The organism is Streptomyces sp. NPDC046712 (assembly GCF_040645695.1).
Classification (GTDB): Bacteria; Actinomycetota; Actinomycetes; order Streptomycetales; family Streptomycetaceae; genus Streptomyces.
The window spans coordinates 129,522-153,165 of sequence record NZ_JBEYYW010000002.1 but is presented as its reverse complement, the minus strand read 5'-3'; the positions used below and the strand labels follow the sequence as shown (position 1 = coordinate 153,165).

Genomic DNA, 23,644 nt, shown 5'->3' with positions numbered 1-23,644 from the left:
TCGGGCGGCTGCGCCGGCCTCCGGCCGTACCGTCTCGGGCCGGGCTAGAAGCCGAGCTTGCGCAGCTGCTTCGGGTCGCGCTGCCAGTCCTTCGCGACCTTGACGTGGAGGTCGAGGAAGACGGGGGTCCCCAGCAGTGCCTCGATGTGCTTGCGGGACTTCATCCCGACCTCCTTCAGGCGGCTGCCCTTCGGGCCGATGATGATCCCCTTCTGGCTGGGGCGCTCGATGTAGACGTTCGCGTGGATGTCGAGCAGCGGCTTGTCCGCCGGGCGGTTCTCGCGCGGGATCATCTCCTCGACGACCACCGCGATCGAGTGCGGCAGCTCGTCCCGTACGCCTTCCAGAGCCGCCTCGCGGATCAGCTCCGCGACCATCACCTGCTCGGGCTCGTCGGTGAGGTCGCCCTCCGGGTAGAGCGGCGGGGACTCCGGCAGGAGCGGGATCAGCAGGTCGGCGACGAGCTGGACCTGCTTGTTGCCGATGGCCGAGACCGGGACGATCTGCTGCCACTCGAAGCCCAGCTCCTTGCCGAGCTGGTCGATGGCGATGAGCTGCTCGGCGAGCGTCTTGGAGTCGACCAGGTCGGTCTTGGTGACGATCGCCACCTTCGGGGTCTTCTTGATCCCCGCGAGCTCCTTGGCGATGAAGCGGTCGCCGGGGCCGAGCTTCTGGTCGGCCGGCAGGCAGAAGCCGATCACGTCGACCTCGGCCCACGTGGTCCGCACGACGTCGTTGAGCCGCTCGCCGAGGAGGGTGCGCGGCTTGTGGAGGCCGGGCGTGTCCACCAGGATCAGCTGCGCGTCCGGGCGGTGCACGATGCCGCGGACGGTGTGCCGGGTGGTCTGTGGCCGGTTGGAGGTGATCGCCACCTTCTGGCCGACCAGAGCGTTCGTGAGGGTGGACTTGCCCGCGTTGGGGCGGCCGACGAAGCAGGCGAAGCCGGCCCGGTGGACGGCTTCGGATTCTTGATTACGAGCGCTCATGCGGGCCATTCTCCCCGATGCGCGGCGTCGTCACGTACTCAGCGCCCGGCGGACCCCCTGCGACGCCGCACCCGCAGCCCGATCAGCGCCGCCACTCCCCCTGCGAGCACGGCCGCGGCGGCGAGCCAGGGCAGGGCGAGGAAGGACGCGCGCCCGGACTCCCGTACGTCCTTCGCGGTGGCCGTGAGGGTCACCTCGCCCCAGTCGAACTGCGGCGATCCCGTCCAGCGCTCGGTGAGCCGAATCTTCTGGCGGGGCAGCAGCTCGGAGGGGATCTTCGCCAGGTCGCGGGCGAGCAGGGTGCGGCCGAAGACGCCCTCGGCGCGCAGGGCGACCTTGGGGTTGAGCGTGACGTTGCCACGGTTGTGGAGGGTGTACGAGATGAGGGCGGTGCTCGTACCGGCGCCGGGGACGAGCGGGCGGTCCTGGTCGAGGGTGACGTCCTCGACGGCGAGGGCGGGGACCGTGGGGCCGTTGACCCTGAGGTAGACCCTCGCTCCGACCGCCCGCTGCACACCGACGGCGACGGAGCCTCCGCCCGCCTCGATCCGTTCGTCGAGGGCGACGAGCGCGCCGGGGTGGTCGCCGGGCTCGGCGTCGGCGGGGACGGTGAGGGTGTAGGGCACGGTGACGGAGGAGCGGGGCGGGACCGTGACGCGGGTGCGTTCGGGCGTGATCCAGGCACCGGCGCCGGTCTGCTTCTCCCGGCTGGTACGGACGGCGAAGCCGCCGTCGCGCTCGGTGTTGTAGGCGTCAGCGCCGTAGAGACGGAAGCTGAGCGGGGCGCCGGTCTTGTTGGTGACGGTGACCCGGTCGGTCAGGGTCGTGCCGGGGTCTGCGGAGAGATAGAAGTAGGGCCGGCTGCCGAGCCGGGAGGCGGCCGGGTAGACGGCCCACTCGCCGTTCTCCGCGGCCGGGGCGGCGGGTGCCCCGAGCAGGACGAGGGCGGCGGTGAGGACGATGACGTACAGCTTCCTGCGCACGGTGCGGTGAACCCCCGGGGTCGGAGCGGGCCGACCGGGTGCGCGCCCGGCCCGCTGTTTCTGTGGGCGATCAGCTCAGGGTCAGGGTCAGGACGCCCGCGTACGAGCCGGGCGCGGTGAACGCCGGGACGTCGAGGGAGACCTTCGCGTCGACGGTGAACTCACCGCCGGTGAGCGTGCCGTTCGGGGTCGAGGCGAGGGTCGCCCCGCCGCTGCCGACCGTGCCCGCCGAGCCGGGAACGCAGGTGCTGGGGCTGCCGGCCTTGGTGGTGCAGGCAGGGGTCCAGCTGAGCTTTCCGGCGCCGATGGAGCCGCCGGGTCCGGTGAAGTCGGTGACCTTGCCGGTCAGGGACCAGCCCGCGGGGCCGCCGCGGAAGTCCTTGACCGTCACCGTCTTCAGATCGCCGGTCGCCGCGCCGCCCTGTCCGAAGTCGACGGACGACAGCTGGACCGTGTCACCGGCCTGGGTCATCGACAGTTCGCCCGCCGTGACGGCCGCGTTGAGCTTCTGGCTGTTCGGCGGCGGCGGGGTGTCGTCGATGACGGTGTACGCGGCCGGTCCGGCGCCCTTCTCCGGGTCCCAGGCCGCCCCCTCGTACGCCACGATCCCGGTGGTCGCCTTGTCGTTGACCATCAGACGGGCGGCGAACCCGCCCTCGCTGTCGGTCGTGACGGTCATCCGGTCGGCGGTCTCCGCCGCTCCGGACCGGCCGACGACGGTGACCTCGGCGAGCGGGGTGAACTTGGCGCCGGTCACGGTGACCCGGACACCCGGTGCGCCGGAGGCCGTGCCGAGCGAGATGTTGCGCTCGTTGGCACCCGGCTGCGCGCTCGCCGTGATCGTCTCGGAGACGGGGGCGGGCGGGTTGGTGACGGTACAGGGGGTGTCCAGCTCCATCAGATAGCTGGTGTGGATGTTGTAGTCGCCGGGCGAGAGGGTGATCGAGCCGGGCGCGGTGACCGTGAACGTGCCGGTCATCGAGAACGGCGGGAACGCGCCCTTGCCGGGGACGGGGTCGTTCTTCTTGGGCCCGGTGACGGTGACCGCGCCGGTCTGGGCGCCGCCGAGGACGACCTTGCCGCTCGGGGTCATGATGTCGGCCGGGAGGGCCAGGTCGACCGGGTTGGACGCGGCCGGCTTGGTGACCTTGTAGGTGACGGTGACCGTGTCGCCGACCTTGGGCGTGGGCTTGTCCACGGTGATCTCGGCCGTCGTGGTGCCGTCGATGGGCGGGATGCCGGCGATCGGCGGCGGGACGCAGTGCGTCGGGAAGTCCACCGCCTGGGACGCGGCCGCCAGGGCGCCGGCGGGAGCGGCCAGCGCGCCGCCGCCGGCGACCGCGAGTGCGGCGACGCCGAGGGCGGCGGTCCAGCGCCGTCTTCGGGTCGGGGTTCTGAGTGCCATGTGTGCCCCCTCCTGAGGGATGAGAGGGCGCCATTGACGGCCGAGCGTCAGGAGAAGTCAATGGAATCGAAATGCACCGACTGATGACCCATCAGATACTGTCAAGATCACCGTCAAGATCGACGTTTTACCTGGTCAGCACGGAGGCCTGCGGTACGAAGAGCGCTTCCTCGGAGGAGTCGTTCTGCGCAGGCGCGCGAAAGGGGGGCCCGGCGTCATGCCGGGCCCCCTTCGAGTCCGCCGGACCTCAGCCCGCCGTGACCGCCGCGCGCAGCTGCCCGTCGGGGCCTGCGAGCAGGACGGGGGTCTCGGGCCCGCCGAGGTCGCGTACCGCCGCGCGGTCCGCGTCGGAGGCGGCGTCGGCGGTCGAGACGACGGCCGCGGCCTCGAGGGACTGGGCGCCGCTGGCCACGGCCATCGCGACCGCGGTCTGGAGCGCGCTCAGCTTGAGCGACTCCAGAGCCACGGTCCCCGCCACGTACGTGCGGCCGGTCTCGTCCCGTACCGCCGCGCCCTCGGGCACACCGTTGCGGGCGCGGGCGCTGCGCGCCAGCGTGATGATCTTGAGGTCCTCGGCGCCGAGGTCGCCGTGGTCGCTGCTGAGTGTCATGCCCCGAGCATAGGTCGGGGCATGAGGTCAGCCCTGCGCGGCCTTGACGAACTTGTCGGTGGCGAGCTTGGCGAGGGTGTCGAAGTCCTTCTTGGCCGTGGCGGCGTCCGCGAGGTGCAGGAACCGGATGACGCCGGTGCCCTGGCGGGCGACCACGAGGTTCGGCGTGATCTTGATGCCGGGAGCGACCTCCATCGACAGACCGAAGGCGTGCGCCTCCTCGACCCCCTGCGGGCCGGTGAGCTTCGTCGCCGCGAACTTGATCTTGTTGCCCTCGGCCTCGACGGTGAAGTCGGTGCAGCTGTTCAGCGCGGTGCCGAGCTTCTTGGTGAAGTCCGCCGCGCCGGTGCCCGCGAAGGTCACGACCTCCTCGCTGAGCTCGGCCTCGTTGTTGCCCACGGTGAAGTCGACGCTCGCGCCCTTGGTGGCACCGGCGATCTCGTCGCTCATCACGTCGGCGAACGGCTGGCACTCGGGCTTGTCGGCCTTGTAGACGGTCGTGGTCGGGTCCGCCTTGCTGACCTTCCAGCCCGACGGAAGGTCCTTCAGCTCCAGGACGGCGGCCTTCATCTGGGCGGCCGTCAGCGGCGTGGCCGGCGCCTCGGAGGTGGGCGCCGCGGACGTGGCGGCCGGCTTGTCGCCGTCCTTCTTCGCGTCGTCCTTGGCGTCGCCACCACCGCACGCGGCGGTCAGGGAGAGCGCGGAGACGGCGAGAGCGGCGGCCAGTCCGTGGCGGATGCGAGTGCGCATGGTGAATGAGCCCTTTGCGGGTACGAGGGTGATGGGACAAGCCCGGCACACGGTGGGGGACGGCCGGATCGCGAGGAGAATATACGGGCCCTCCGACAGTGCCTTACGGCAGGAGCCCGTTCAGCCCGCGATCGGATACATCGCCCCGCGCCGCCCCTCCGGGGAGACCAGCCACTCCAGCTTCGCGGCCGTGTCCCCCTGCGGCAGCGGGGTGTGCATGATGATCGTCAGGTCGGGGCGTGCGGGCACCCTCAACTGCGTGGACTCCACGTGCAGGACACCGACGAGCGGGTGCTCGATCTGCTTGCGGATCTGGCCGCCCGGGGCGATGTCCCGCCGCTCCCACAGCTCGGTGAACTCCTCGCTCGCCGCCTTCACCTCCTCCACCACCGCGCGGAAGCCCTCGTCGTCGGGGCACTCCGAGCAGGCGGCCCGGAACTGGGCGACGACCTGCGGGGCGAGCCGTTCCCAGTCGGTCGCCCGGGAGCGGTAGATCGGGTCGGTGAAGAACGAGATGAGGCAGTTCTGCGAGATCTCGGGGCGCATGCCGAGGACGACCGCCGCCGACTCGTTGTACATGATCGTGTTCCAGTACACGTCCATGATGTGCGCCGGGAACGGCATCCACGCGTCGATCAGCCGGCGCAGCCCCGCGCACATGTCCCGCGCCTCCGGATCGACCTCGGGCGCGGGCGGGTTGAGCCCGGCGAGGACGTACAGGTGGCGGCGCTCGGCCCCGCTGAGCCGCAGCACCCGCGCCACCGAGTCGAGCACCTGCGGCGAGACCGTGATGTCCCGGCCCTGCTCCAGCCACTGGTACCAGGAGACCCCGACGCCCGCGAGGACGGCGACCTCCTCCCGGCGCAGACCGGGCGTACGGCGACGGGCGCCGCCGTCCGGGAGACCCGCGTCGGCCGGGGAGACCCGGGCCCGACGGCTCATCAGGAACTCGCGCAGCTCGGCAAGTCGGTGCGCCTTGGCGTCCATGCTCTCGAGCGCTGTGGCCACGATGCTTCCTCCCCCGGGATGCCTGGTGGTGCGACCAACAGGATAAGTTCCCGCTCCCCACGGTTGTTCCCGCGCGCCGAGGGTGGTGGCCATGGCAATCGACACGTCCCCCTCCACCTCCTCCCCCGGCACCACCGCTCCCCCGTCCCTGACCGGCCGCTCCCGGCTGATCCTCTTCGTCCTGTGCGCGGCCCAGTTCATGGTCGCCCTCGACTTCTCCGTCCTGAACGTGGCGCTCCCGGTGCTCGGCGCGGACCTCGGACTCGGGCAGTCGGGGCTCCAGTGGGCCGTCACGGCGTTCGCCCTTCCGTCCGGCGGCTTCCTGCTGCTGTCCGGTCGGCTGGGCGACCTCTACGGGCGCAAGAAGCTGTTCCTCGCGGGTCTCGCGCTCTTCGGCGCCGCCTCGCTGCTCGCCACCTTCGCCTGGAACCCCGCCTCGTTCCTGGCCGGCCGCGCCCTGCAGGGCCTCGGTGCGGCGGCGATCGTGCCGACCGGCATGTCCCTGCTGACGACCACGTTCCCGGAGGGTCCGCTGCGCGACCGCGCGCTCGGTATCTCCGGCACCCTGCTCTCGCTGGGCTTCACCACCGGCATGATCCTCGGCGGGGTCATGACCGACACGCTCGGCTGGCGCTCCACGATGGGGCTGCTCGCGCTGTTCAGCGCGATCGTGCTGCCGCTGGCGCCGGGGCTGCTGCCCGAGTCCCGTACCCCCGACCGGCCGCGCCTGGACGTGCCGGGTGCGGTGACCGTCACCGGCGGACTGCTCGCCCTGATCTACGCCCTGTCGACGGCCGCCGAACGCGGCTTCGGCGGCGCGGACGTGCTGGTCACCCTGGTCGCGGGGGTGCTGCTGCTCGCCGCCTTCGTGGTCGTCGAGTCCCGGCACGAGTCCCCGCTGGTGTCCCTGCCGATGCTGCGCCGGCGGACGGTCGCCTTCGGCAACCTCGGCGGGCTCATCACCTTCTCCATGATGTCCACGGTCGTCTTCGTGCTGACCCTGTACCTCCAGGAGACGCTGGGCCTCTCGGCGTTCGCCACCGGCCTGGTCTTCGGCGTGCAGGGCGCGGTGTCCGTCTTCGCCGGATCGGTCGCGCCGAAGGTGATCGGCCGGCTCGGCGCCCGCCGCACCCTGGTGTTCTCCCTCGCCGGGCAGGGCGTGTTCGTGGCGGCGCTGCTCGGGATCGGTACGGAATCGGGCGCTGTTCTCGCCGCGGTCGCCGTCTCCCTGGCGTCCATGTGCCACCTCGGCGCGATCATCTCGTACGGACTGACCGTCACCTCCGGTGTCCCGGACGAGGAGCAGGGTCTGGCGACCGGTCTGGTCACCACCACCCAGCAGGTCGGCATCACCGTCGGGATCCCGCTGCTCGGGGTGCTCGCCACCACGGGCGGGGACCTGTACGGGGGTGTCCGCACGGTCCTCGCCCTGGACGCGGCGATCGTGCTCGGCGCGGCGGTGCTGGTGGCCGTCGGCCTCCGGAAGCGCGCGTAGGCGCTACGGCCGGTCGAGGCGGAGCCGTACCGCCTTCGGCAGACCCGCGACCACCAGGTCGTACGAGTCCTCGATGAGTTCCCGGACCATCCGGTCCGGGAGCCCGCCGACCGTCACCGTGTTCCAGTGGCGCTTGTTCATGTGGTAGCCGGGGGCGACGGCCGGGTACTCCTCACGGAGCCGTACCGCCTCCTCCGGCTCGCACTTGAGGTTGATCCGCAGCGGTCGGCCGTCGAGCCAGGACAGCGCGAACATCTTCCCGGCGACCTTGAAGACGGAGGTGTCCGGCCCGAAGGGGAACTCCTCCGTCGCGTCGTTGAAGTCCAGGCAGAAGGCGCGCACCTGGTCAGGCGTCATCGGGCTTCCCCTCCACCGCGACGGTCACGGGTTCCACGAGCACCGTGACGATCTTGTTCCGCCGGCCCGCCGGGGACTCGGCGGTCAGCCGGAGCGAGCGCCCGTCGGGCAGCTCCACGGCCGCCTTGGCGCCGCTGATCGGCACGCGGCCCAGCGCCTTGGCGAGGAGGCCGCCGACGGTCTCCACGTCCTCGTCGTCGTACTCGTCCGGGCCGAAGCCGTACAGCTCGCCGAGGTCCCCGATGTCGAGGCGGGCGGTGACGCGATAGCGGTCGTCGCCCAGCTCCTGGACCGGCGGGAGCTCCCGGTCGTACTCGTCGGTGATCTCGCCGACGATCTCCTCCAGGATGTCCTCGATCGTGACGATCCCGGCCGTGCCGCCGTACTCGTCGATGACGACGGCGACGTGGTTGCGCTCCTGCTGCATCTCCCGCAGCAGGTCGCCCGCGTTCTTGGTGTCCGGCACGAAGGCCGCCGGGCGCATCGCCGTCGACACCAGGTCGGCCTCGGCTTCGCGGTTGATGTGCGTCTTGCGGACCAGGTCCTTCAGATACACGATGCCGACGATGTCGTCCTCGTTCTCACCCGTGACCGGGATCCGCGAGAAGCCGGAGCGCAGCGCGAGGGTGAGCGCCTGACGGACCGTCTTGTACCGCTCGATGCAGACGAGGTCGGTACGCGGCACCATGACCTCCCGTACGAGCGTGTCACCGAGCTCGAAGACGGAGTGCACCATCCGGCGCTCCTCGTCCTCGATCAGCGACTCCTGCTCGGCGAGGTCGACCATCGCGCGCAGCTCGGCCTCGGAGGCGAAGGGGCCCTTGCGGAAGCCCTTGCCGGGGGTGAGCGCGTTGCCGATGAGGATGAGCAGCTGCGGGATCGGGCCCATGACCCGGGCCAGCGGCAGCAGGACGTACGCGGAGGCGGTCGCCGTGTTCAGCGGGTGCTGCCGGCCGATGGTGCGCGGCGACACACCGACGGCCACGTACGAGACCAGCACCATCACCGCGATGGCGACGAGCAGCGCCTGCCAGGTCTCGGAGAACTCCTCCAGGCAGGCGTACGTGACGAGGACCCCGGCCGCCATCTCGCAGGAGACACGGACGAGCAGCGCCATGTTGAGGTAGCGGGTGGGGTCGGAGGCGACCTCGACGAGCTTTTCGGCACCGCGCCGTCCCGACCGCAGGGCCTCGGCGGCACGGAAGCTGGAGACGCGCGCGATTCCGGCCTCGGCACAGGCGGCCAGCCAGGCGACGATCACCAGGCCGACCGCGCCGAGGATCAGCGATGCGTTCATCGGGGGCTCAGGAGACGGTCGGCGCCGGGGACGGGCCGGTCAGGCCCTTGTCCGCGCGCCAGCCGTCGACGATGGCCGCCTGGAGGCCGAACATCTCGGCCTTCTCGTCCGGCTCCTCGTGGTCGTAGCCGAGCAGGTGCAGCACTCCGTGGACGGTGAGGAGCTGGAGCTCCTCGTCCATGGAGTGCTGCGTCGGAGCGTCCTTGCCCTGCTGGGTGGCGACCTCGGGGCAGAGCACGATGTCACCGAGGAGCCCCTGCGGGGGCTCCTCGTCGTCCTTCGACGGCGGGCGCAGCTCGTCCATCGGGAAGGACATGACGTCCGTCGGGCCCGGCAGGTCCATCCACTGGATGTGGAGCTGCTCCATCGCTTCCGCGTCCACGACGATCACCGAGAGCTCGGAGAGCGGGTGGATGCGCATCCGCGCGAGGGCGTAGCGGGCGATGTCGAGGATCGCCTGCTCGTCGACCTCGGTTCCGGACTCGTTGTTGACGTCGATCGACATGGTGCTCTTCTGCTACTTCCCGTTGCGGCTGTCGTACTGCTCGTACGCGTCGACGATACGGCCGACGAGCTTGTGCCGGACGACATCCTGGGAGGTGAGCATCGAGAAGTGGACGTCCTGGACGCCGTCCAGGATCTCGCGGACCTGGCGCAGACCGCTCTTCGTGCCGCCGGGCAGGTCGACCTGGGTGATGTCACCGGTGATGACGATCTTCGAGTCGAAGCCGAGGCGGGTGAGGAACATCTTCATCTGCTCGGGGTTCGTGTTCTGCGCCTCGTCGAGGATGATGAACGCGTCGTTGAGCGTCCGTCCTCGCATGTACGCCAGCGGCGCGACCTCGATCGTGCCCGAGGCCATCAGCTTCGGGATCGAGTCGGGGTCGAGCATGTCGTGCAGCGCGTCGTAGAGCGGCCGCAGATACGGGTCGATCTTCTCGTAGAGCGTGCCCGGCAGGAAGCCGAGCCGCTCGCCCGCCTCGACGGCCGGCCGGGTCAGGATGATCCGGGTGACCTGCTTGGACTGCAGGGCCTGGACCGCCTTGGCCATGGCCAGATACGTCTTGCCGGTGCCCGCGGGGCCGATGCCGAAGACGATCGTGTGCTTGTCGATCGCGTCGACGTACCGCTTCTGGTTGAGGGTCTTGGGGCGGATGGTGCGACCGCGGCTGGAGAGGATGTTCTGGGTGAGCACCTCGGCCGGGGTCTCCTGGCCCGCCTCCGTCTTGCCGTTCTCGCTCGCCCTGAGCATGGCGATCGAGCGTTCCACTGCGTCCTCCGTCATCGGCTGTCCGGTGCGGAGCACCAGCATCATCTCGTCGAACAGTCGCTGGATCAGGGCGACTTCCGTCGCCTCGCCCACCGCGCTGACCTGGTTTCCCCGGACATGGATGTCGGTCTTCGGGAACGCCTTCTCGATCACGCGCAGGAGAGCGTCACCGGAGCCGAGAACGGTCACCATCGGATGCTTGGCGGGGACGGTGAAGTGGGCGCGGGCCTCGCCCGGCGCGCCATTGGGGGCTGTGGGTGTCTGAGTCATGGGCCGGCACTGTGGCCTGCACATACCTCCCGTTGCAGGGTTCTCGCTGCTCGACAACCTCTCGGATACCAAGCCTACGACTTGTCACTGACAAGGCCGAAGGCTTTTACGACGGGGCCGGCCTGAAGCCGATCGTGGGGACCGCCCGGCGCAGGGGCCAGGGGCGGGTGGCCGCGGGGAGCAGCCGCTCCAGGAAGGCGTAGCGGGCACGCAGGGCGTCCGGGTCCTGGCCGGCGTGGTCCTGGACGTGCTCCCACCAGGCGGCGACCTCGCCCCAGCCGGGCGCGGAGAGCGAGCCGCCGAACTCCTGCACCGACAGCGCCGCGATGAGTCCGGCGAAGGCCAGCCGGTCGGCGAGCGGCCAGTCCGCGAGCGTCCCGGTGACGAACCCGGCCACGAAGACGTCTCCGGCGCCGGTCGGGTCGAGGGCGGAGACCTGGATCGCCGGCACCTCGGCGGTCTCGCCGGTGGCCCCGTCGACCGCGTAGGCGCCCTCCGCACCCAGGGTGACCACCGCGTAGCGGACCTTGTCGGCGAGCGCCCGGGCGGCGGCCCGCGGGCAGTCGGTACGGGTGTACCGCATCGCCTCCTGCGCGTTGGGCAGGAACGCCTCGCAGTGCTCCAGGTCGCTCAGGCCCTTCAGGTCCCAGCGGCCGGTCTCGTCCCAGCCGACGTCCGCGAAGACCTTCGCCCCGCCGCGGGCGGCCTGGGCGACCCACTCCTCGGTGCGGCCGGGCGCGAGCGAGGCGACGGCGGCGCGTGCGTGCGGCGGATAGGCGGGCAGGGCGCCGTCCAGGGGCGGTGCCTCGTGGCCGTGGGAGACCATCGTGCGCTCGCCCTCGTACGCCATGGAGACGGTGACCGGGGAGTGCCAGCCGGGCACGGTCCGGGAGAGCGAGAGGTCGATGCCCTCGCCCTGCTCCAGGGCGTCCCAGCAGTACTCGCCGTAGTGGTCGTCGCCGAAGGCGGCGGCGAGCGAGGTGCGCAGGCCGAGGCGGGCGAGGGCGGTGGCCATGTTGGCGACGCCGCCGGGGCTGGAGCCCATGCCCCTGGCCCAGGACTCGGTGCCGCGCACGGGGGCGCTGTCGAGGCCGGTGAAGATGATGTCGAGGAAGACCGTGCCGGTGAGGAAGACGTCGCAGTCGGGGTCGGTGGGCTCGCGCAGGCACACCAACGGGTCGACTCCGGCGTCGTGTTGCTGGTCTCCCCTTGCGCTGGTCACGGCGGCCTCCCCGAACGTGGTGCGGATCAGGTCAGTGTGCCTGATGGGGGTCGGGTGACGGGGGTGACGAGGCCAGGAAAGCGGGCGCTCATACCCTGGGAATCCGGCTCCAAACCCATGGTGACCCAGATCACAAGCGGAATGGGTAAATTCCGACCCTCCGGGCTTCTCCGGGCCGTCCGTTGCTTGATACATATGTCCCGCGATCCCGTGCAACACCGGGCGCTCCACCCTCATTTCTCCTTGTTCCTGGAACGCCCATGCTGTCGCGCCCGCGCGCCCTGGGGCCTCTTGTCGCCCTGTTCACGGCCGGATATCTCGCCCCGTACCTGCTGCCGACAGTCGTCGGCCGGCTCTCCGCCGGACTCGGTCTCACCCCGGCCCAGGCGGGCCTCGTGGGATCGGTCCTCCTCCTCGCCTCCGCCTCGGCGGGCTTCACCCTGGCCTCGCGCGTGGAGCGGTTCGGGCCGCGCGGGACGGCCCGCGCCGGCCTCTTGGCCATGTGCGTCGGCTACGGCTCGGCGGCGCTCACCGCGAGCGTTCCCCTGGTGGTCGGCGGCGCGGTCGTCGGCGGTTTCGGCTCGGGCACGACGCTGGCGGTGGCCGCGGCGGGCATCGCGGCGCAGCGGGACCCGCACCGGGCCTCGACGCTCGGCCTGCTCTCGGTCTCGGCGACCGCCGGCGCGCTCTACCTCACGTTGCCGCACCTCGGCGGCGGCCACGCGCTGCCGTTCGCCTCGATCGCGCTGGCGGCGGCGCTGGTGTGGCCGCTGACGGGCGGCCTGGCGGGCGGTACGGGCCGGGTGGACCGGGCCGACCGCGCCGCGGAGGTGCCGGGCAGGGGCGAAGGATCGCCGCTCCCCCACCGGCGTTCGGGTCTCGTGCTCGCCGCCGCGATCCTTCTGTGGTCGATGGCGCAGAACGCCCTGTGGGGCGTGAGCGGCCGGATCGGCCTCACGCAGGCCGGGCTGAGCGAGGTCACGGTCGGCGCGGTCTTCGCCGTGGCGCTGGGGGCCGGGCTCGCGGGTGTCACGGCCGCCGGGGCGCTCGGCTCACGGCTGGGCCGCGCGGTCCCGATCGGGGCCGGTACGGCGGTCATCGCCGTGTGCGTCCTGGTGAGTTCGGGCGCCGGGAGCCTGCCCGCCTTCGCGGCCGGCGAGATCCTCTGGAACCTCTTCTACCCGGTCGTCCTCTCCTACCTGCTGGGCCTCGCCGCCTCCCTGGACCCGCGCGGCCGCTGGGCCGTGCTCGTCGGCTCGGCGTCCTCCCTGGGCGTGGCCTGCGGCCCGGTCGTCGGCAGCGTCCTGTCCGAGCGGGCCGGGTACCCGGGCATGGGCATGGTGCTGTGCGCTCTGCTCCTGCTGATCGCGGTCCCGATGACCGCGGTCGCCCTGCACACCTCGGGCCGCCCCCTGGTCCCGGGCTCCGTCCGCCGCCGCGGCGGCGCCCCGGCGGCCGTGGTCGCGGGCACGACGACCGCCGCAACGGGCCTCGTTCCGCAGATGGGCGCGCCGGAGCAGGAAGTCGCCGAGATCCTGGTCCCGTCCCGACGCCGCGCCGACCGCCGCGCCTTCCGCCTGGCCCGGCCGAGCGGCCGGGGCTAGGGCCTGTCCGGCGGGTCAGGGCCGGAGCCCGCGGCCGCCGCCGTGCGGGGCGCGCCCGTTCTCCTCGACCAGCTCCGGCGCCCACGCGCGGGTCGCGGCAACGGTGCCCAGCGCGAGCGCGGGGACGTCGAGCGTCCGGCCGCTCCGCGTGGCGACGTTCTCGAAGAGCTTGTCGTAGACGCGCCAGGAGCGGGCGATCCCGTCGCGGCCCCGGCGGCCCCGGTCGAGGCCGCGTTCCCTGGGGGCGTCCCCGGCGATCCGCAGGATCGTACGGTCGCTCACGCCTCCGCCCTCGCGGCCCGCAGGGTGGCGTCCTTCCGCATCAGGACGGCGTAGACGACCACGGAGACCACCATGCCGACGGGCAGGGAGAGGTCCACGCCGCCCAGCGCGTCGGCGACCGGGCCCGTGTAGAGGGTGTTGACGCAGAGGGCTGCCGAGGCCACGCCCGCGACGAGCGCGAGGGCGCCCGCCGCGTTGACGCCGCCGGTGTACCAGAAGGGGCTGTCGGGGGTCTCGTCCGAGAGGGCGAGTCCGTCGTAGCGGCCCCGGCGCAGCACGATGTCGGTGGCGTAGACGGCCATGAGGGGGCCGATCAGGACGACGGCCAGCTGGAGGGCGTTGCTGACGGTGTCGAGGAGGCTGGAGGCGAGCAGTCCGTAGAGGGTCAGGGCCACGGCGACGATTCCGTCGAAGATGACGCTGACGGAGCGGCGGATGCGGATGCCGACGGCCTGGAGTGCCAGTCCGGCGCTGTACGCGGTCAGGGCGTTGATGGCGATGGTGCCGAGGACCAGGGCCAGCAGGAACACGGGGTGGAACCAGCCGGGGAGGATCCCCTCCAGACCGGTCTGCGGGTCCGTCATGTCGACCGCGGTCGCGGCGACGGCGCCCAGGAAGGAGGTGATGACGCTGGGCAGGAAGGCGCCGAACGCGGTCCAGCCGACGATGCCCTTCCGGGAGGCCGTCCGCGGCAGGTAGCGGGAGAAGTCGGCGCTGGTGGTGTAGGACAGCGGCCCCGAGGCGATCATGGTGGTGCCGGCGATGAGGACCGCCCACAGGTCGATGCCGGTCAGCGGCTCGGCGGGCCGGTACGCGAAGTCGGCGTGTCCGGCGACGGCGAAGGCCACGACGGCGAAGGCGGCCGCGAGCGCCAGGGTGATCGGGAGGTACAGCTTCATGATCACCCCGTGTCCGTAGACGCTGATGACCAGGGTGAGCGCCGCGATGACCACCACGACGACGACCTTGACGCCGGTGTTCGCGGTGATGCCGGCCTTCTCGACGAGGGCGAAGGCGGCGGCCGCGGCGGCCGCCAGGTTGAGGGCGAAGTAGCAGACGGAGACCAGCCAGCCGCCGACCGCGTTGTTGACCCGGTTGCCGATGACGCCGTAGAGGGCCCGGGTGATCACCTCGCTGGGGGCGCCCGCAGCGGGGCCCGAGGTGGTGAGCAGCCCCGTGAGCAGCCAGAAGAGGTTGCCCACCACGATGACCGCGAGGGACTGCCACAGGCTCAGGCCCATGAGGACGAGGGCGCCGCCGATCACCAGGCTGAGGTAGTTCACGTTCGCCGCCGCCCAGACGGAGAAGAGCTCCCGGGGACGGCCGCGGCGTTCGGAGTCGGGGATGTGGTCGACGCCGTGGGCCTCGATGCGGCCCGCACGGTCCGATGCCGGCGGGGCGGACCCGGGCTCGTCGTCCGTTCTGGGGTGCGGGTCGGGAAGCGTGGACGCCACGGGGACCTCCGGGTATTGGTCAAGCGGCTAATAAGTTATTGGTCGCACACTCAATAGCATCCGTTCCATGGCGTCAAGGGTTCGGCGGCATCGAGAACCGCACGCGAAGGGGGCGTGGCTCGACGAGCCACGCCCCCTGGGCCCTTCCGATGGGGCCACCGCCCCTGCCTGCTACTCCGCGTCGAAGTCGTACGCCTCCACCTCGGCGAGGTACCGCGCCCTGCGCTCCTCGTCGTCGTCGAGGAAGGACGCCTCGAAGGAGTTGCGGGCCAGGGTCCGCAGCTGCTCACGGTCCAGACCGAGCGCGCCCCGCACGGCGTCGAACGTGTCGCCCACATAGCCGCCGAAGTACGCCGGATCGTCGGAGTTGACCGTCGCCACGAGACCGGCGGCCAGCATCGACTCCAGCGGGTGGTCCTCCAGGACGTCGATCGCCCGGAGACGTACGTTCGACAGCGGGCAGAGCGTCAGCGGCACCCGCTCGCGCACCAGCCGCGCCACCAGCTCGGGGTCCTCCATGCAGCGCAGCCCGTGGTCGACCCGCTCCACACCGAGCACGTCCAGGGCCTCGCGGATGTACGCCGGCGGGCCCTCCTCGCCCGCGTGGGCGACCTTGCGCAGACCGAGCGCATCGGCCGCCGCGTACACCTCGCGGAACTTCGACGGCGGGTGGCCGACCTCCGCCGAGTCGAGGCCGACACCGGTGATCCGGTGCAGGTACGGCTTCGCGGCCTCCAGCGTCGCCATCGCCGACTCGGCGGACTCGTCGCGCAGGAAGCACATGATCAGCCGCGTCGAGACGCCGTACCGCTCCTCGGCCCGGTCGAGCGCGCCGGCCAGCCCCTCGATCACCGTGCCGATCGGGACCCCACGGGCGGTGTGCGCCTGCGGGTCGAAGAAGATCTCCGCGTGCCGCACCCCCTGGGCCGCCGCCCGCGCCAGATAGGCGTCGGCGAGCTCGGTGAAGTCCTCGGCCGTGTGCAGGACGGCCATCAGCTCGTAGTACAGGTCCAGGAAGGACTGCAGATCGCTGAAGAGGTACGCCTTGCGCAGCTCCTCGGTGTCCGCGTACGGCAGCGTGACGCCGTTGCGGGCGGCGAGCGCGAACGCCAGCTCGGGTTCGAGGGTGCCTTCGATGTGCAGATGGAGTTCGGCCTTGGGGAGGGGCATGGTCTTCTCGTCTGTCTCTCGGTGGGCGGCTATCGCTTGGGGAGGGGGACCCTCATCAGGTCCTGGGCAATGCTCAGTTCGCCCTCGAACCCGGCCGCCCGCGCCTGGCGCTCGAACTCGGCCGGGTCGCCGTACCGCTGCGAGAAGTGCGTCAGGACGAGGTGTCGCACCCCCGCGTCGCGGGCGACGGCGGCGGCCTGTCCGGCCGTCAGATGGCCGTGGTCGGTGGCGAGTCGGACGTCCTCATCGAGGAAGGTCGACTCGATGACCAGCATGTCGGCGCCCTCGGCGAGCGCGTACACCCCGTCGCAGAGCCGGGTGTCCATGACGAACGCGAACCGCTGCCCGCGCCGGACCTCGCTGACCTCGTCCAGCGTCACGCCGTCCAGGACGCCCTCGCGCTGGATCCGGCCGACGTCCGGGCCCTTGATGCCGTGCGCGGCGAGCCGTTCCGGCAGGATGCGGCGCCCGTCGGGCTCGGTGAGCCGGTAGCCGTACGACTCGACGGGGTGCGAGAGCCGGTACGCGTCGAGGGTGTACGACTCGGTGACGGCGAGGGGGCCGTCGGCGGCCACCGGGGTCTCCGTCAGCCGCACCGTCTCGCGGTAGGCCGTCGCGTACCGCAGCCGCTCGAAGAAGCGCTGCCCGCTCGCCGGGTAGTGCGCGGTGATGGGGTGCGGGACCTGGTCGAGGTTGATCCGCTGGATCACGCCCGCCAGGCCCAGGGAGTGGTCCCCGTGGAAGTGCGTGACACAGATCCGGTCGAGGTCATGCGCGGCGACCCCCGCCCGCAGCATCTGGCGCTGGGTGCCCTCACCGGGGTCGAACAGGATGCCCTGACCGTCCCAGCGCAGCAGATAGCCGTTGTGGTTGCGGTGCCGGGTCGGGACCTGGCTGGCGGTCCCGAGCACGACGAGTTCACGTACGGACACGTCTTATCCGGGCGGCCAGTTGAGCCCGCGGCCGCCGAGGACATGGGCGTGGGCGTGGAAGACGGTCTGGCCCGCGCCGGTCCCGGTGTTGAAGACGATCCGGAAGCCGCTGCCGTCGACCTTCTCCTGCGCGGCGATCTCACCGGCCTCGCGCAGCAGGTCGGCCGCGATGGTCGGCGCGGCCGTGGCGAGGGTCGCGGCGTCGGGGTAGTGCACGCGCGGGATGACGAGCACGTGCGTGGGCGCCTGCGGGTTGATGTCCCGGAAGGCGACGGTCGTCTCCGTCTCGCGCACGATCGTCGCCGGAACCTCCCCGTCCGCGATCTTGCAGAACAGGCAGTCGCTCTGCGGCTCTCCGGCCATGGCCCGGGCCTCCTCGCCTTCGATGATCAGGTACTCCGGCATCGTATCGGCCGCGCGAGCCCGCGGTGCGGGCGGCGAGCGGGGCGCCGGAGCCCTGCGCCCCGCGCCCCTACCTCGGGGCGCGGCGGCCGAGGGCCGACCGGCTCGCCCAGTAGGTGATGATCACCGCCCAGAACAGCGGCGTCCCGAGACCGCCGACGATCCCCGCGTCCACCCGCCACAGCGCGAGTGACACGACCGAGTGCAGACCGAGCAGGCCGACGGCGACCGCCATCGCGATCACCGGCCTGCAGCCACGGGCCACCAGGAGCAGCGGGCGACGCAGCCGCGGCGGCACCCGGCGGCTGATCCACACGCCCCAGCCGGCCCAGCCGCCGACGAGCACGGCCGCGCCGATCAGGTACGGGACGACGGCCTCGCCGCCCGACGCCCCCGTACGCAGCGGCGACGAGCCGAGGGCGGAGGCGACGAAGCCGAGCAGGGCCACCCAGCGGGCACCCGCGGCGGTGCCCCAGGCCATGGTCTCCAGGTTGTAGCGGGCCTGCCGGTCGTTCAGGTCGAGGGCGGCGGACTCGACGAAGCCCTCGGCGGCCTTCGTCCAAGCGCCCGGCCGGAACCAGCGGCGGCGCAGATGCAGCAGGGAGAGGTTGTTGTGGGCCTCGCTGCTCTGCGGGTCGAGTCGCAGAGCCGTCTCGTAGGCCTGCTTGGCCACGCCGTGGTTGCCGGTGCGCTGGGCGGTGAGCCCGACGAGGAAGTGCGCGTCGCTCTCCTCGGGGGCGAGGGCGACGGCGGTGCGGGCCGCTTCGTACGCCTCGCGCCGGCGCTCCATGCGGACGGACCGGTCGAGGACGGTGCCGAGGGCGTAGTGGCTGCCCCAGTAGTTCGGGGCGAGTTCGACGGTGTGCCGGGCGGAGAGCTCGGCCTCCTCGTACTGCTTCAGCGCGATCAGGATGTGCGTGCGCATCAGCCGGCCGGGCAGCGAGTCGGGATCGGCGACCAAGGCCGCTTCGACGGAGGCCAAGGCCTCCTGCTCACGGCCCAGGCGGTGCTGGCAGCGGGCCAGCAGGACCAGCGCCCCGGCGTCGTGCGGTTCGGTCGCCAGATGCTGGGCGGCGAGGGCGGCGGCCTGCTCATACCGTCCGACGTCGAAGAGCGCGTCGGCCCTGTCCAGGGCGGGGCTCATCAGACCTTGTCCCGGTCGTGCGTGATGCTGAGCAGGTTCGGCACGAGTCCCAGCCAGAACAGGACCTGGGGGATGGTGCGGTCGGCCCACGGCACGCTGACGATCAGCAGGGCGCAGAGGGTCGCGAGGGTGGCCTGCCCGAGGACCACCCGCGGCCAGAACAGCCGCCGCACGAGGTCGCGTACGGTCAGCCGCACGCCGGTGCGCATCCGCAGGTAGCGGCGCCACGCACCGAATCCCCACACCGCCGCCATCAGGCACAGGACCCAGAGCCGGGTGCCGAGGTGGATCGGGAGCTCCTTCGGCTCCTCGCCGTCAGTCGGGAAGATGTCGACGGTCACACCCGCCATGACCAGGCAGAGCAGGGCGAGCCAGCGGGTGCCGCGCAGCATCCGGTAGACCGCCTGGTCGAGGCTCTTGCGCAGCCACTCGGAGTCCGGGGCGGCGGCCAGGCCGCCGGCGTAGAGGTCGGCTGCTCGCGCCGCGGATGTGCCGGGCTCCGCGGCCTCCTGCCGGGTGGTCAGTGTGACGGCGAGCGGGTGGGTGGGGTCGATGCGCAGCAGCTGCTCCAGCGCGTTGCGCGACAGGTCGGGCCGCTCGTTGAACGCGGCCGCCTTGTACATCGCCTCCCAGCTCTCCGGCTCGTCCGGGCCGACCCGTACCGCCTCGTGGGCCTCCGCCAGCGCCGCCGCCTTCTGCCCGGGGAAGAAGATCAGCAGCTCGGCCCGCTGGGCGCGCGGAGCCCAGTTCTCCGGGTCGCACCGGATCGCCTCGCGCTGCGCCTCCTCGGCCTCCTCGATGCGGTCCATCCTGCGCAGGACGAAGCCGCGCACGAGGTGGGCGCTGCTCCAGTCGGGCGCCAGGCGCACCGCCTCGCCGGCCGCGTCGAGCGCCTCCTCGCGCAGGAGCTGTGCCGCCAGACAGCGGGAGAGCGTCAGCCAGGCGTACGGGTCGTCGGGGTCCTGCGCGATCCGGCGCGCGGCCAGCTCGCGGCTCTCCTCGTAGCGGCCCAGGTCGTACAAGGCATAGGCCTTCTCGATCTCCGGGTGCTTGCTCACAGCTTGCGCTTCTTCTTCAGGTAGGCGACCAGGTCGTCGTACATCCCACCGTCGTTGGCGAACATCGCCACGTTGCGCGCGGAGGCGAACCAGGACTCGCTGGACGGCCTGATCTGCTTCGCCGCGCCCAGCAGATCCTTCATGTTGATCATGCGTACGTTGCCGGTGCGGGCCGAGTCGAGGAGCGCGGACTCGGCCGCGGTCTCGCAGACATGGGCGAGGTCGGCGCCCGAGAAGTCCTCGGTGACCTTGACGAGTTTGCCGAGGTCGACCGATTCGATGGGGCGCTCGCGCAGGTGGTAGCGGAGGATCGCCTCGCGGGCCGGGGCGTCGGGCGGCAGCACGAGCAGGGTCCGGTCGAGGCGGCCCGGGCGGCGCAGCGCGAGGTCCACGTCCCAGGGGACGTTGGTGGCGGCGAGCACGAAGACGCCTTCGTTCTCGGCCCCGTCGATGCCGTCGAGTTCGGTGAGCAGCTGGTTGACGACGTTGCGCAGTCCGCTGTGATGCGTACGGGAGCGCTTGGCGCCGAGCGCGTCCAGCTCGTCGAGGAAGACGACGCACGGGGCCTGGGCGCGGGCGGTCTCGAAGATGTCGTGGACGTTCTTCTCGGACGTGCCGATGTACATGTCGAGGATGTCGGAGAGCGAGATCGACATGAAGCTCGCGCCGAGCTCACCCGCGACGGCGCGGGCGATGAACGTCTTGCCGCAGCCGGGCGGACCGTAGAGGAGGAGGCCGCCGCGCAGGGACTTGCCGTACAGCTTGCGCAGTTCGGGGTTGCGCATGGGGGCGAGGAAGGCTGCCTCCAGGCGGTCCTTCACCTCCTGCATCCCGCCGACGTCGGCGAGGCGTACGGAGCCGGGGCGGTCGATGTCCCAGGCGGACACGTCGCCGGCGTCGCCGCTGCCGTCGGAGGTGAGGGGTGTGTCCAGGCCGTCGTCACCGGTGACGAACCGGGGTCCGACGACGTTCCCGACCTCCTGCTCGGCGGCGGCCCAGTCGAAGGAGCCCGATTCGGCGGGAGGTTCGGGCGTTTCGGACGCGGCGGCCGGAGCAGCCGCGGCGGAGGGCTCGGCAGACGTCGGGGCAGGAAGCTCGGCGGACGTCGGGGCGGGGAGCTCGGCGGACGTCGGGGCGGGTGCCGGAGCGGGGGCCGGCGTGTCCTGGGCCGCCTTCGGCAGCCCCATCGCCTGGACCATCAGCAGCCGTGCGGCCTCGTCGCCCGGCGCGTGCTGGAGCGCGACCGCCGCCTCGGCGACGGCCTCGTCGCCGCGACCCTCGGCGAGAAGCAGCGCGGCGAAGTGGAGCCGCAGGGGCACGTCTTGGGGCGCGGCGGCGACCGCGGCGCGCAGACTACGGATCAGGGGAGACTCGTCGGACATACGGCCCAGCCTAGGGAGCGGTCCGGCCTCGTCGTCCACCGGGTTCCAGCAATCCGAGGCGCCTGAAATGCAACAGCGGGGAACGCCCCGACCCGCCTAGGGTGGCCGCATGAGACGTGAACGAGTGCCGCGCAGGCTCGTGGTGGGCGAGACCGTCTGGCTGTGGTCGGTGGGGCACACGCACACCCCGGGCCGCACCCCCTTCGGCCCCGACTACCCGGACTGCCGCGAACTGCTGACCCTGCGGCGGGCGGACGACCGGCACGCCCAGCTGCGGCTGGTGTTCCCGACGGGGCAGGGGCGCCTCGCGTCCGACGGAACGGGGGCGGCCGGCACCGTCGGCAGCGTGGACGGCCCGGATCTCAACCTCCACGAGCCGGGCGCCGTCCGCCGGTTGCTCGAAGAGGCCGAGGCCCGCGGCCTGTTCCCGGTCCCGCACGGGATGACGGAGGTCGACGGCTGGCCGCTGTTCGACAGCGTGGTGGCGGGACAGGACCCGAGCCAGGGCGTGTCCGGCGCATCAGGGTCGGACAGGCCCTAGGGTCATTCGTTTGGATCAGGCGCGAGCCCGGCAAGATCCAAACGAGAGGCCTAGCTCCAGCGGCCCGTACGACCCAGGAGAAGCGCCGTCGCCGCCGTACCGGCCGTGGAGGTACGGAGCACGCTGTGGCCGAGCCGGTACGGCTTCGCGCCCGCCTCCTCGAAGACCGCCAACTCCTCGGGCGAGACGCCCCCTTCGGGCCCGACGACGAGCACGATCCGACCCTCGGCGGGGAGTTCGGCGTCGGCGAGCGCGCCACTGGGGTGGTCCCGGTCCTCGTGCAGGACGGCGGCGAAGTCGGCGTCCGCGAGGAACGCGGCGACCTGCTTGGTGGTCATCGCGTCGGCGACCTCGGGGAACCGGGTGCGCCGCGACTGCTTGCCCGCCTCGCGCGCGGTGGCCCGCCACTTGCCGAGGGCCTTGAGCCCGCGGTCGCCCTTCCACTGGGTGATGCAGCGGGACGCGGCCCACGGCACGATCGCGTCGACGCCGGTCTCCGTCATGATCTCGACGGCGAGTTCGCCCCGGTCTCCCTTGGGCAGCGCCTGGACGACGGTGATACGAGGCATGGGCTCGGGGTCTTCGTGCACCGCGGTGACGTCGACGGTCAGCTGGTCCTTGCCCTCGGCCGCGGCCACCACGCACTCCGCCCAGGCGCCCCGCCCGTCCGTGAGGACGAGCTCCTCCCCCGCACGCAGTCGCTTCACGGAGACGGCGTGGCGGCCCTCGGGGCCGTCGAGGAGGAAGGAGCCGGGGCCGGGGACGGCCTCGACGACGAAGACGGGTGCGGTCATGAAGCGCTCCTGTGGGCCTGCGCGGTCAGTGCGGTGTCGAGTTCGGCGGCCAGCACCTCGACCAGTTGCCCCGCCGGGAGTTCGCGGGCCAGCCGGTGCCCCTGGCCGGCCCACAGGGCCATGCCCTGGGCGTCGCCGGCGGTGGCGGCGGCCTTGCGCAGGGGGGCGGTGAGGTGGTGGACCTCGGGGTAGGCGGCGGGGGCGTACGGCCCGTGCTCACGCATGAAGCGGTTCACGAGCCCGCGCGCCGGGCGCCCGGAGAAGGCGCGGGTGAGTTCGGTGCGGACGAAGAGGGGGTTGGTCATGGCCTGCTTGTGCAGGGCGTGCGCGCCCGATTCGGGGCACACGAGGAACGCGGTGCCGAGCTGGGCGGCGTCGGCCCCGGCGGTGAGGACGGCGGCGATCTGCGCCCCGCGCATGATCCCGCCGGTCGCGACGATCGGCAGCTGTACGGCCTCCCGGACCTGGGTGACGAGCGTGAGCAGTCCGGTGCCCGCGACGGCGGCGTCCGGGTCGTCACGGTGCGTGCCCTGGTGCCCGCCGGCCTCGACGCCCTGCACACAGACCGCGTCGGCCCCCGCCCACTGCGCGGCCTGGGCCTCCTCGGGCGAGGTGACGGTGACGATCGTGTACGTACCGGCGCGTGCGAACGCGTGGAACGTGTCGCGGCCGGGGCAGCCGAAGGTGAAGGAGACGACGGGGACCGGGTCCTCCAGGAGGATCGCGAGCTTGGCGTCGTAGGCGTCGTCGCGCCCGCTGTCGGCGTCACCGAGCTGCGTCTCGTACCAGGTGGCCTCGCCGGTGAGCTGGTGCCGGTACACCTCGACGGCGGCGGCGTCCGCGGGCTGTCCGCTCTGCGGCATGAAGAGGTTGACGCCGAAGGGCTGCCCGGTCAGCCCGCGCACCTGCTTGATCTCCTGGTACAGCCCGCCGGCGGTCTTGTACCCCCCGGCGAGAAACCCGAGCCCGCCTGCCTCGCACACGGCACCGACGAGCTGCGGACAGGATGCGCCACCCGCCATGGGGGCCTGCACGATCGGGTATCGGGAGAGATCGTTCAGCGCGCTGGACATGCAGGCATCGTGTCATACGGAAGGGCGGCATCCGCGCCCGCGGATGCCGCCCTTCCAGGCCCGAACTCGGCCTTACCGCCCCTTGAACGCGTCCTTCAGGCGCGAGAACAGCCCCTGCTGTCCGGGCTGACTGTGCTGACCCGGGGGCAACCCCC

At 72.1% G+C, this 23,644-nt stretch carries 24 protein-coding genes; 3 read left to right on the top strand and 21 right to left on the bottom strand.

Annotated elements, in window-relative coordinates:
* Window positions 1-44: 44 nt before the first annotated feature.
* The 6 genes from era to ABZ939_RS02950 all read right to left on the bottom strand — a co-directional run bounded on the left by era (window position 45) and on the right by ABZ939_RS02950 (window position 5,721).
* Window positions 45-986: a GTPase Era gene (gene era, locus ABZ939_RS02975; protein WP_361848321.1), complete on the bottom strand. Its 942-nt coding sequence runs from the start codon at window positions 984-986 to the stop codon at window positions 45-47.
* A 38-nt stretch (window positions 987-1,024) separates the two neighbouring features.
* A complete protein-coding gene (locus ABZ939_RS02970; protein WP_361848318.1) occupies window positions 1,025-1,969 on the bottom strand; it encodes a DUF916 domain-containing protein in 945 nt (314 codons plus the stop codon).
* A gap of 70 nt (window positions 1,970-2,039) precedes the next feature.
* Window positions 2,040-3,374, bottom strand: a complete 1,335-nt coding sequence (locus ABZ939_RS02965) for a beta-xylosidase (protein WP_361848315.1) — start codon at window positions 3,372-3,374, stop codon at window positions 2,040-2,042.
* A gap of 247 nt (window positions 3,375-3,621) precedes the next feature.
* Entirely contained in the window at window positions 3,622-3,984 is a 363-nt protein-coding gene (locus tag ABZ939_RS02960; protein ID WP_361848312.1) for a cytidine deaminase, read from the bottom strand.
* Window positions 3,985-4,011: 27 nt separating this feature from the next.
* Window positions 4,012-4,734 carry a hypothetical protein gene (locus ABZ939_RS02955; protein ID WP_361848309.1) on the bottom strand — a complete coding sequence of 241 codons (723 nt, stop codon included), beginning with the start codon at window positions 4,732-4,734 and terminating at the stop codon, window positions 4,012-4,014.
* A gap of 120 nt (window positions 4,735-4,854) precedes the next feature.
* Window positions 4,855-5,721: a helix-turn-helix transcriptional regulator gene (locus ABZ939_RS02950; RefSeq protein ID WP_361849095.1), complete on the bottom strand. Its 867-nt coding sequence runs from the start codon at window positions 5,719-5,721 to the stop codon at window positions 4,855-4,857.
* Between the two features lie 112 nt (window positions 5,722-5,833).
* On the opposite strand from ABZ939_RS02950, the gene ABZ939_RS02945 reads away from it, so the two are divergent.
* A complete protein-coding gene (locus ABZ939_RS02945) occupies window positions 5,834-7,237 on the top strand; it encodes an MFS transporter (RefSeq protein ID WP_361848306.1) in 1,404 nt (467 codons plus the stop codon).
* 3 nt (window positions 7,238-7,240) lie between these two features.
* Here the strand turns inward: ABZ939_RS02945 and ABZ939_RS02940 are convergent, their stop codons facing one another.
* From ABZ939_RS02940 to ABZ939_RS02920, 5 genes are all read right to left on the bottom strand, one after another.
* Window positions 7,241-7,594: an MmcQ/YjbR family DNA-binding protein gene (locus tag ABZ939_RS02940; protein WP_361848303.1), complete on the bottom strand. Its 354-nt coding sequence runs from the start codon at window positions 7,592-7,594 to the stop codon at window positions 7,241-7,243.
* Window positions 7,584-8,891 (bottom strand): hemolysin family protein, encoded by a 1,308-nt coding sequence (locus tag ABZ939_RS02935; RefSeq protein ID WP_361848300.1) that lies wholly within the window; start codon window positions 8,889-8,891, stop codon window positions 7,584-7,586. Before ABZ939_RS02935 ends, ABZ939_RS02940 begins: the two co-directional genes overlap by 11 nt.
* Window positions 8,892-8,898: 7 nt before the next feature.
* Window positions 8,899-9,396, bottom strand: a complete 498-nt coding sequence (gene ybeY, locus ABZ939_RS02930; protein ID WP_361848297.1) for an rRNA maturation RNase YbeY — start codon at window positions 9,394-9,396, stop codon at window positions 8,899-8,901.
* Window positions 9,397-9,408: 12 nt separating this feature from the next.
* Entirely contained in the window at window positions 9,409-10,431 is a 1,023-nt protein-coding gene (locus tag ABZ939_RS02925; protein ID WP_361848294.1) for a PhoH family protein, read from the bottom strand.
* Window positions 10,432-10,537: 106 nt separating this feature from the next.
* Window positions 10,538-11,653 carry a PfkB family carbohydrate kinase gene (locus ABZ939_RS02920; RefSeq protein WP_361848291.1) on the bottom strand — a complete coding sequence of 372 codons (1,116 nt, stop codon included), beginning with the start codon at window positions 11,651-11,653 and terminating at the stop codon, window positions 10,538-10,540.
* A gap of 260 nt (window positions 11,654-11,913) precedes the next feature.
* Between ABZ939_RS02920 and ABZ939_RS02915 the strand changes: the two genes are divergently transcribed.
* On the top strand, window positions 11,914-13,257 hold the full coding sequence (locus tag ABZ939_RS02915; protein ID WP_361848288.1) for an MFS transporter: 1,344 nt from the start codon (window positions 11,914-11,916) through the stop codon (window positions 13,255-13,257).
* A 15-nt stretch (window positions 13,258-13,272) separates the two neighbouring features.
* Here the strand turns inward: ABZ939_RS02915 and ABZ939_RS02910 are convergent, their stop codons facing one another.
* The 8 genes from ABZ939_RS02910 to ABZ939_RS02875 form a co-directional block, all read right to left on the bottom strand.
* Window positions 13,273-13,539 carry a hypothetical protein gene (locus ABZ939_RS02910; RefSeq protein ID WP_361848285.1) on the bottom strand — a complete coding sequence of 89 codons (267 nt, stop codon included), beginning with the start codon at window positions 13,537-13,539 and terminating at the stop codon, window positions 13,273-13,275.
* Entirely contained in the window at window positions 13,536-14,993 is a 1,458-nt protein-coding gene (locus ABZ939_RS02905; protein ID WP_361848282.1) for a cytosine permease, read from the bottom strand. The genes ABZ939_RS02910 and ABZ939_RS02905 overlap by 4 nt, the downstream gene beginning before the upstream one ends.
* Window positions 14,994-15,164: 171 nt before the next feature.
* A complete protein-coding gene (locus ABZ939_RS02900) occupies window positions 15,165-16,163 on the bottom strand; it encodes an adenosine deaminase (protein WP_361848279.1) in 999 nt (332 codons plus the stop codon).
* Window positions 16,164-16,192: 29 nt separating this feature from the next.
* Window positions 16,193-17,095 (bottom strand): ribonuclease Z, encoded by a 903-nt coding sequence (locus ABZ939_RS02895; RefSeq protein WP_361848276.1) that lies wholly within the window; start codon window positions 17,093-17,095, stop codon window positions 16,193-16,195.
* Window positions 17,096-17,098: 3 nt separating this feature from the next.
* A complete protein-coding gene (locus tag ABZ939_RS02890; RefSeq protein ID WP_361849092.1) occupies window positions 17,099-17,458 on the bottom strand; it encodes a histidine triad nucleotide-binding protein in 360 nt (119 codons plus the stop codon).
* A 109-nt stretch (window positions 17,459-17,567) separates the two neighbouring features.
* Window positions 17,568-18,731 (bottom strand): tetratricopeptide repeat protein, encoded by a 1,164-nt coding sequence (locus ABZ939_RS02885; protein WP_361848273.1) that lies wholly within the window; start codon window positions 18,729-18,731, stop codon window positions 17,568-17,570.
* Window positions 18,641-19,699 (bottom strand): tetratricopeptide repeat protein, encoded by a 1,059-nt coding sequence (locus tag ABZ939_RS02880; RefSeq protein ID WP_361848270.1) that lies wholly within the window; start codon window positions 19,697-19,699, stop codon window positions 18,641-18,643. Before ABZ939_RS02880 ends, ABZ939_RS02885 begins: the two co-directional genes overlap by 91 nt.
* A complete protein-coding gene (locus tag ABZ939_RS02875; RefSeq protein ID WP_361848267.1) occupies window positions 19,696-21,081 on the bottom strand; it encodes an ATP-binding protein in 1,386 nt (461 codons plus the stop codon). The genes ABZ939_RS02880 and ABZ939_RS02875 overlap by 4 nt, the downstream gene beginning before the upstream one ends.
* A 109-nt stretch (window positions 21,082-21,190) precedes the next feature.
* On the opposite strand from ABZ939_RS02875, the gene ABZ939_RS02870 reads away from it, so the two are divergent.
* The gene (locus ABZ939_RS02870; RefSeq protein WP_361848264.1) at window positions 21,191-21,622 is read left to right on the top strand and encodes a hypothetical protein; all 432 of its coding nucleotides are present in this window, start codon (window positions 21,191-21,193) and stop codon (window positions 21,620-21,622) included.
* Window positions 21,623-21,672: 50 nt separating this feature from the next.
* Here the strand turns inward: ABZ939_RS02870 and ABZ939_RS02865 are convergent, their stop codons facing one another.
* Together ABZ939_RS02865 and ABZ939_RS02860 are read right to left on the bottom strand one after the other, a co-directional pair.
* Window positions 21,673-22,416: a 16S rRNA (uracil(1498)-N(3))-methyltransferase gene (locus tag ABZ939_RS02865; protein ID WP_361848261.1), complete on the bottom strand. Its 744-nt coding sequence runs from the start codon at window positions 22,414-22,416 to the stop codon at window positions 21,673-21,675.
* Entirely contained in the window at window positions 22,413-23,489 is a 1,077-nt protein-coding gene (locus tag ABZ939_RS02860; protein ID WP_361848258.1) for a nitronate monooxygenase, read from the bottom strand. The genes ABZ939_RS02865 and ABZ939_RS02860 overlap by 4 nt, the downstream gene beginning before the upstream one ends.
* Window positions 23,490-23,644: the final 155 nt, after the last annotated feature.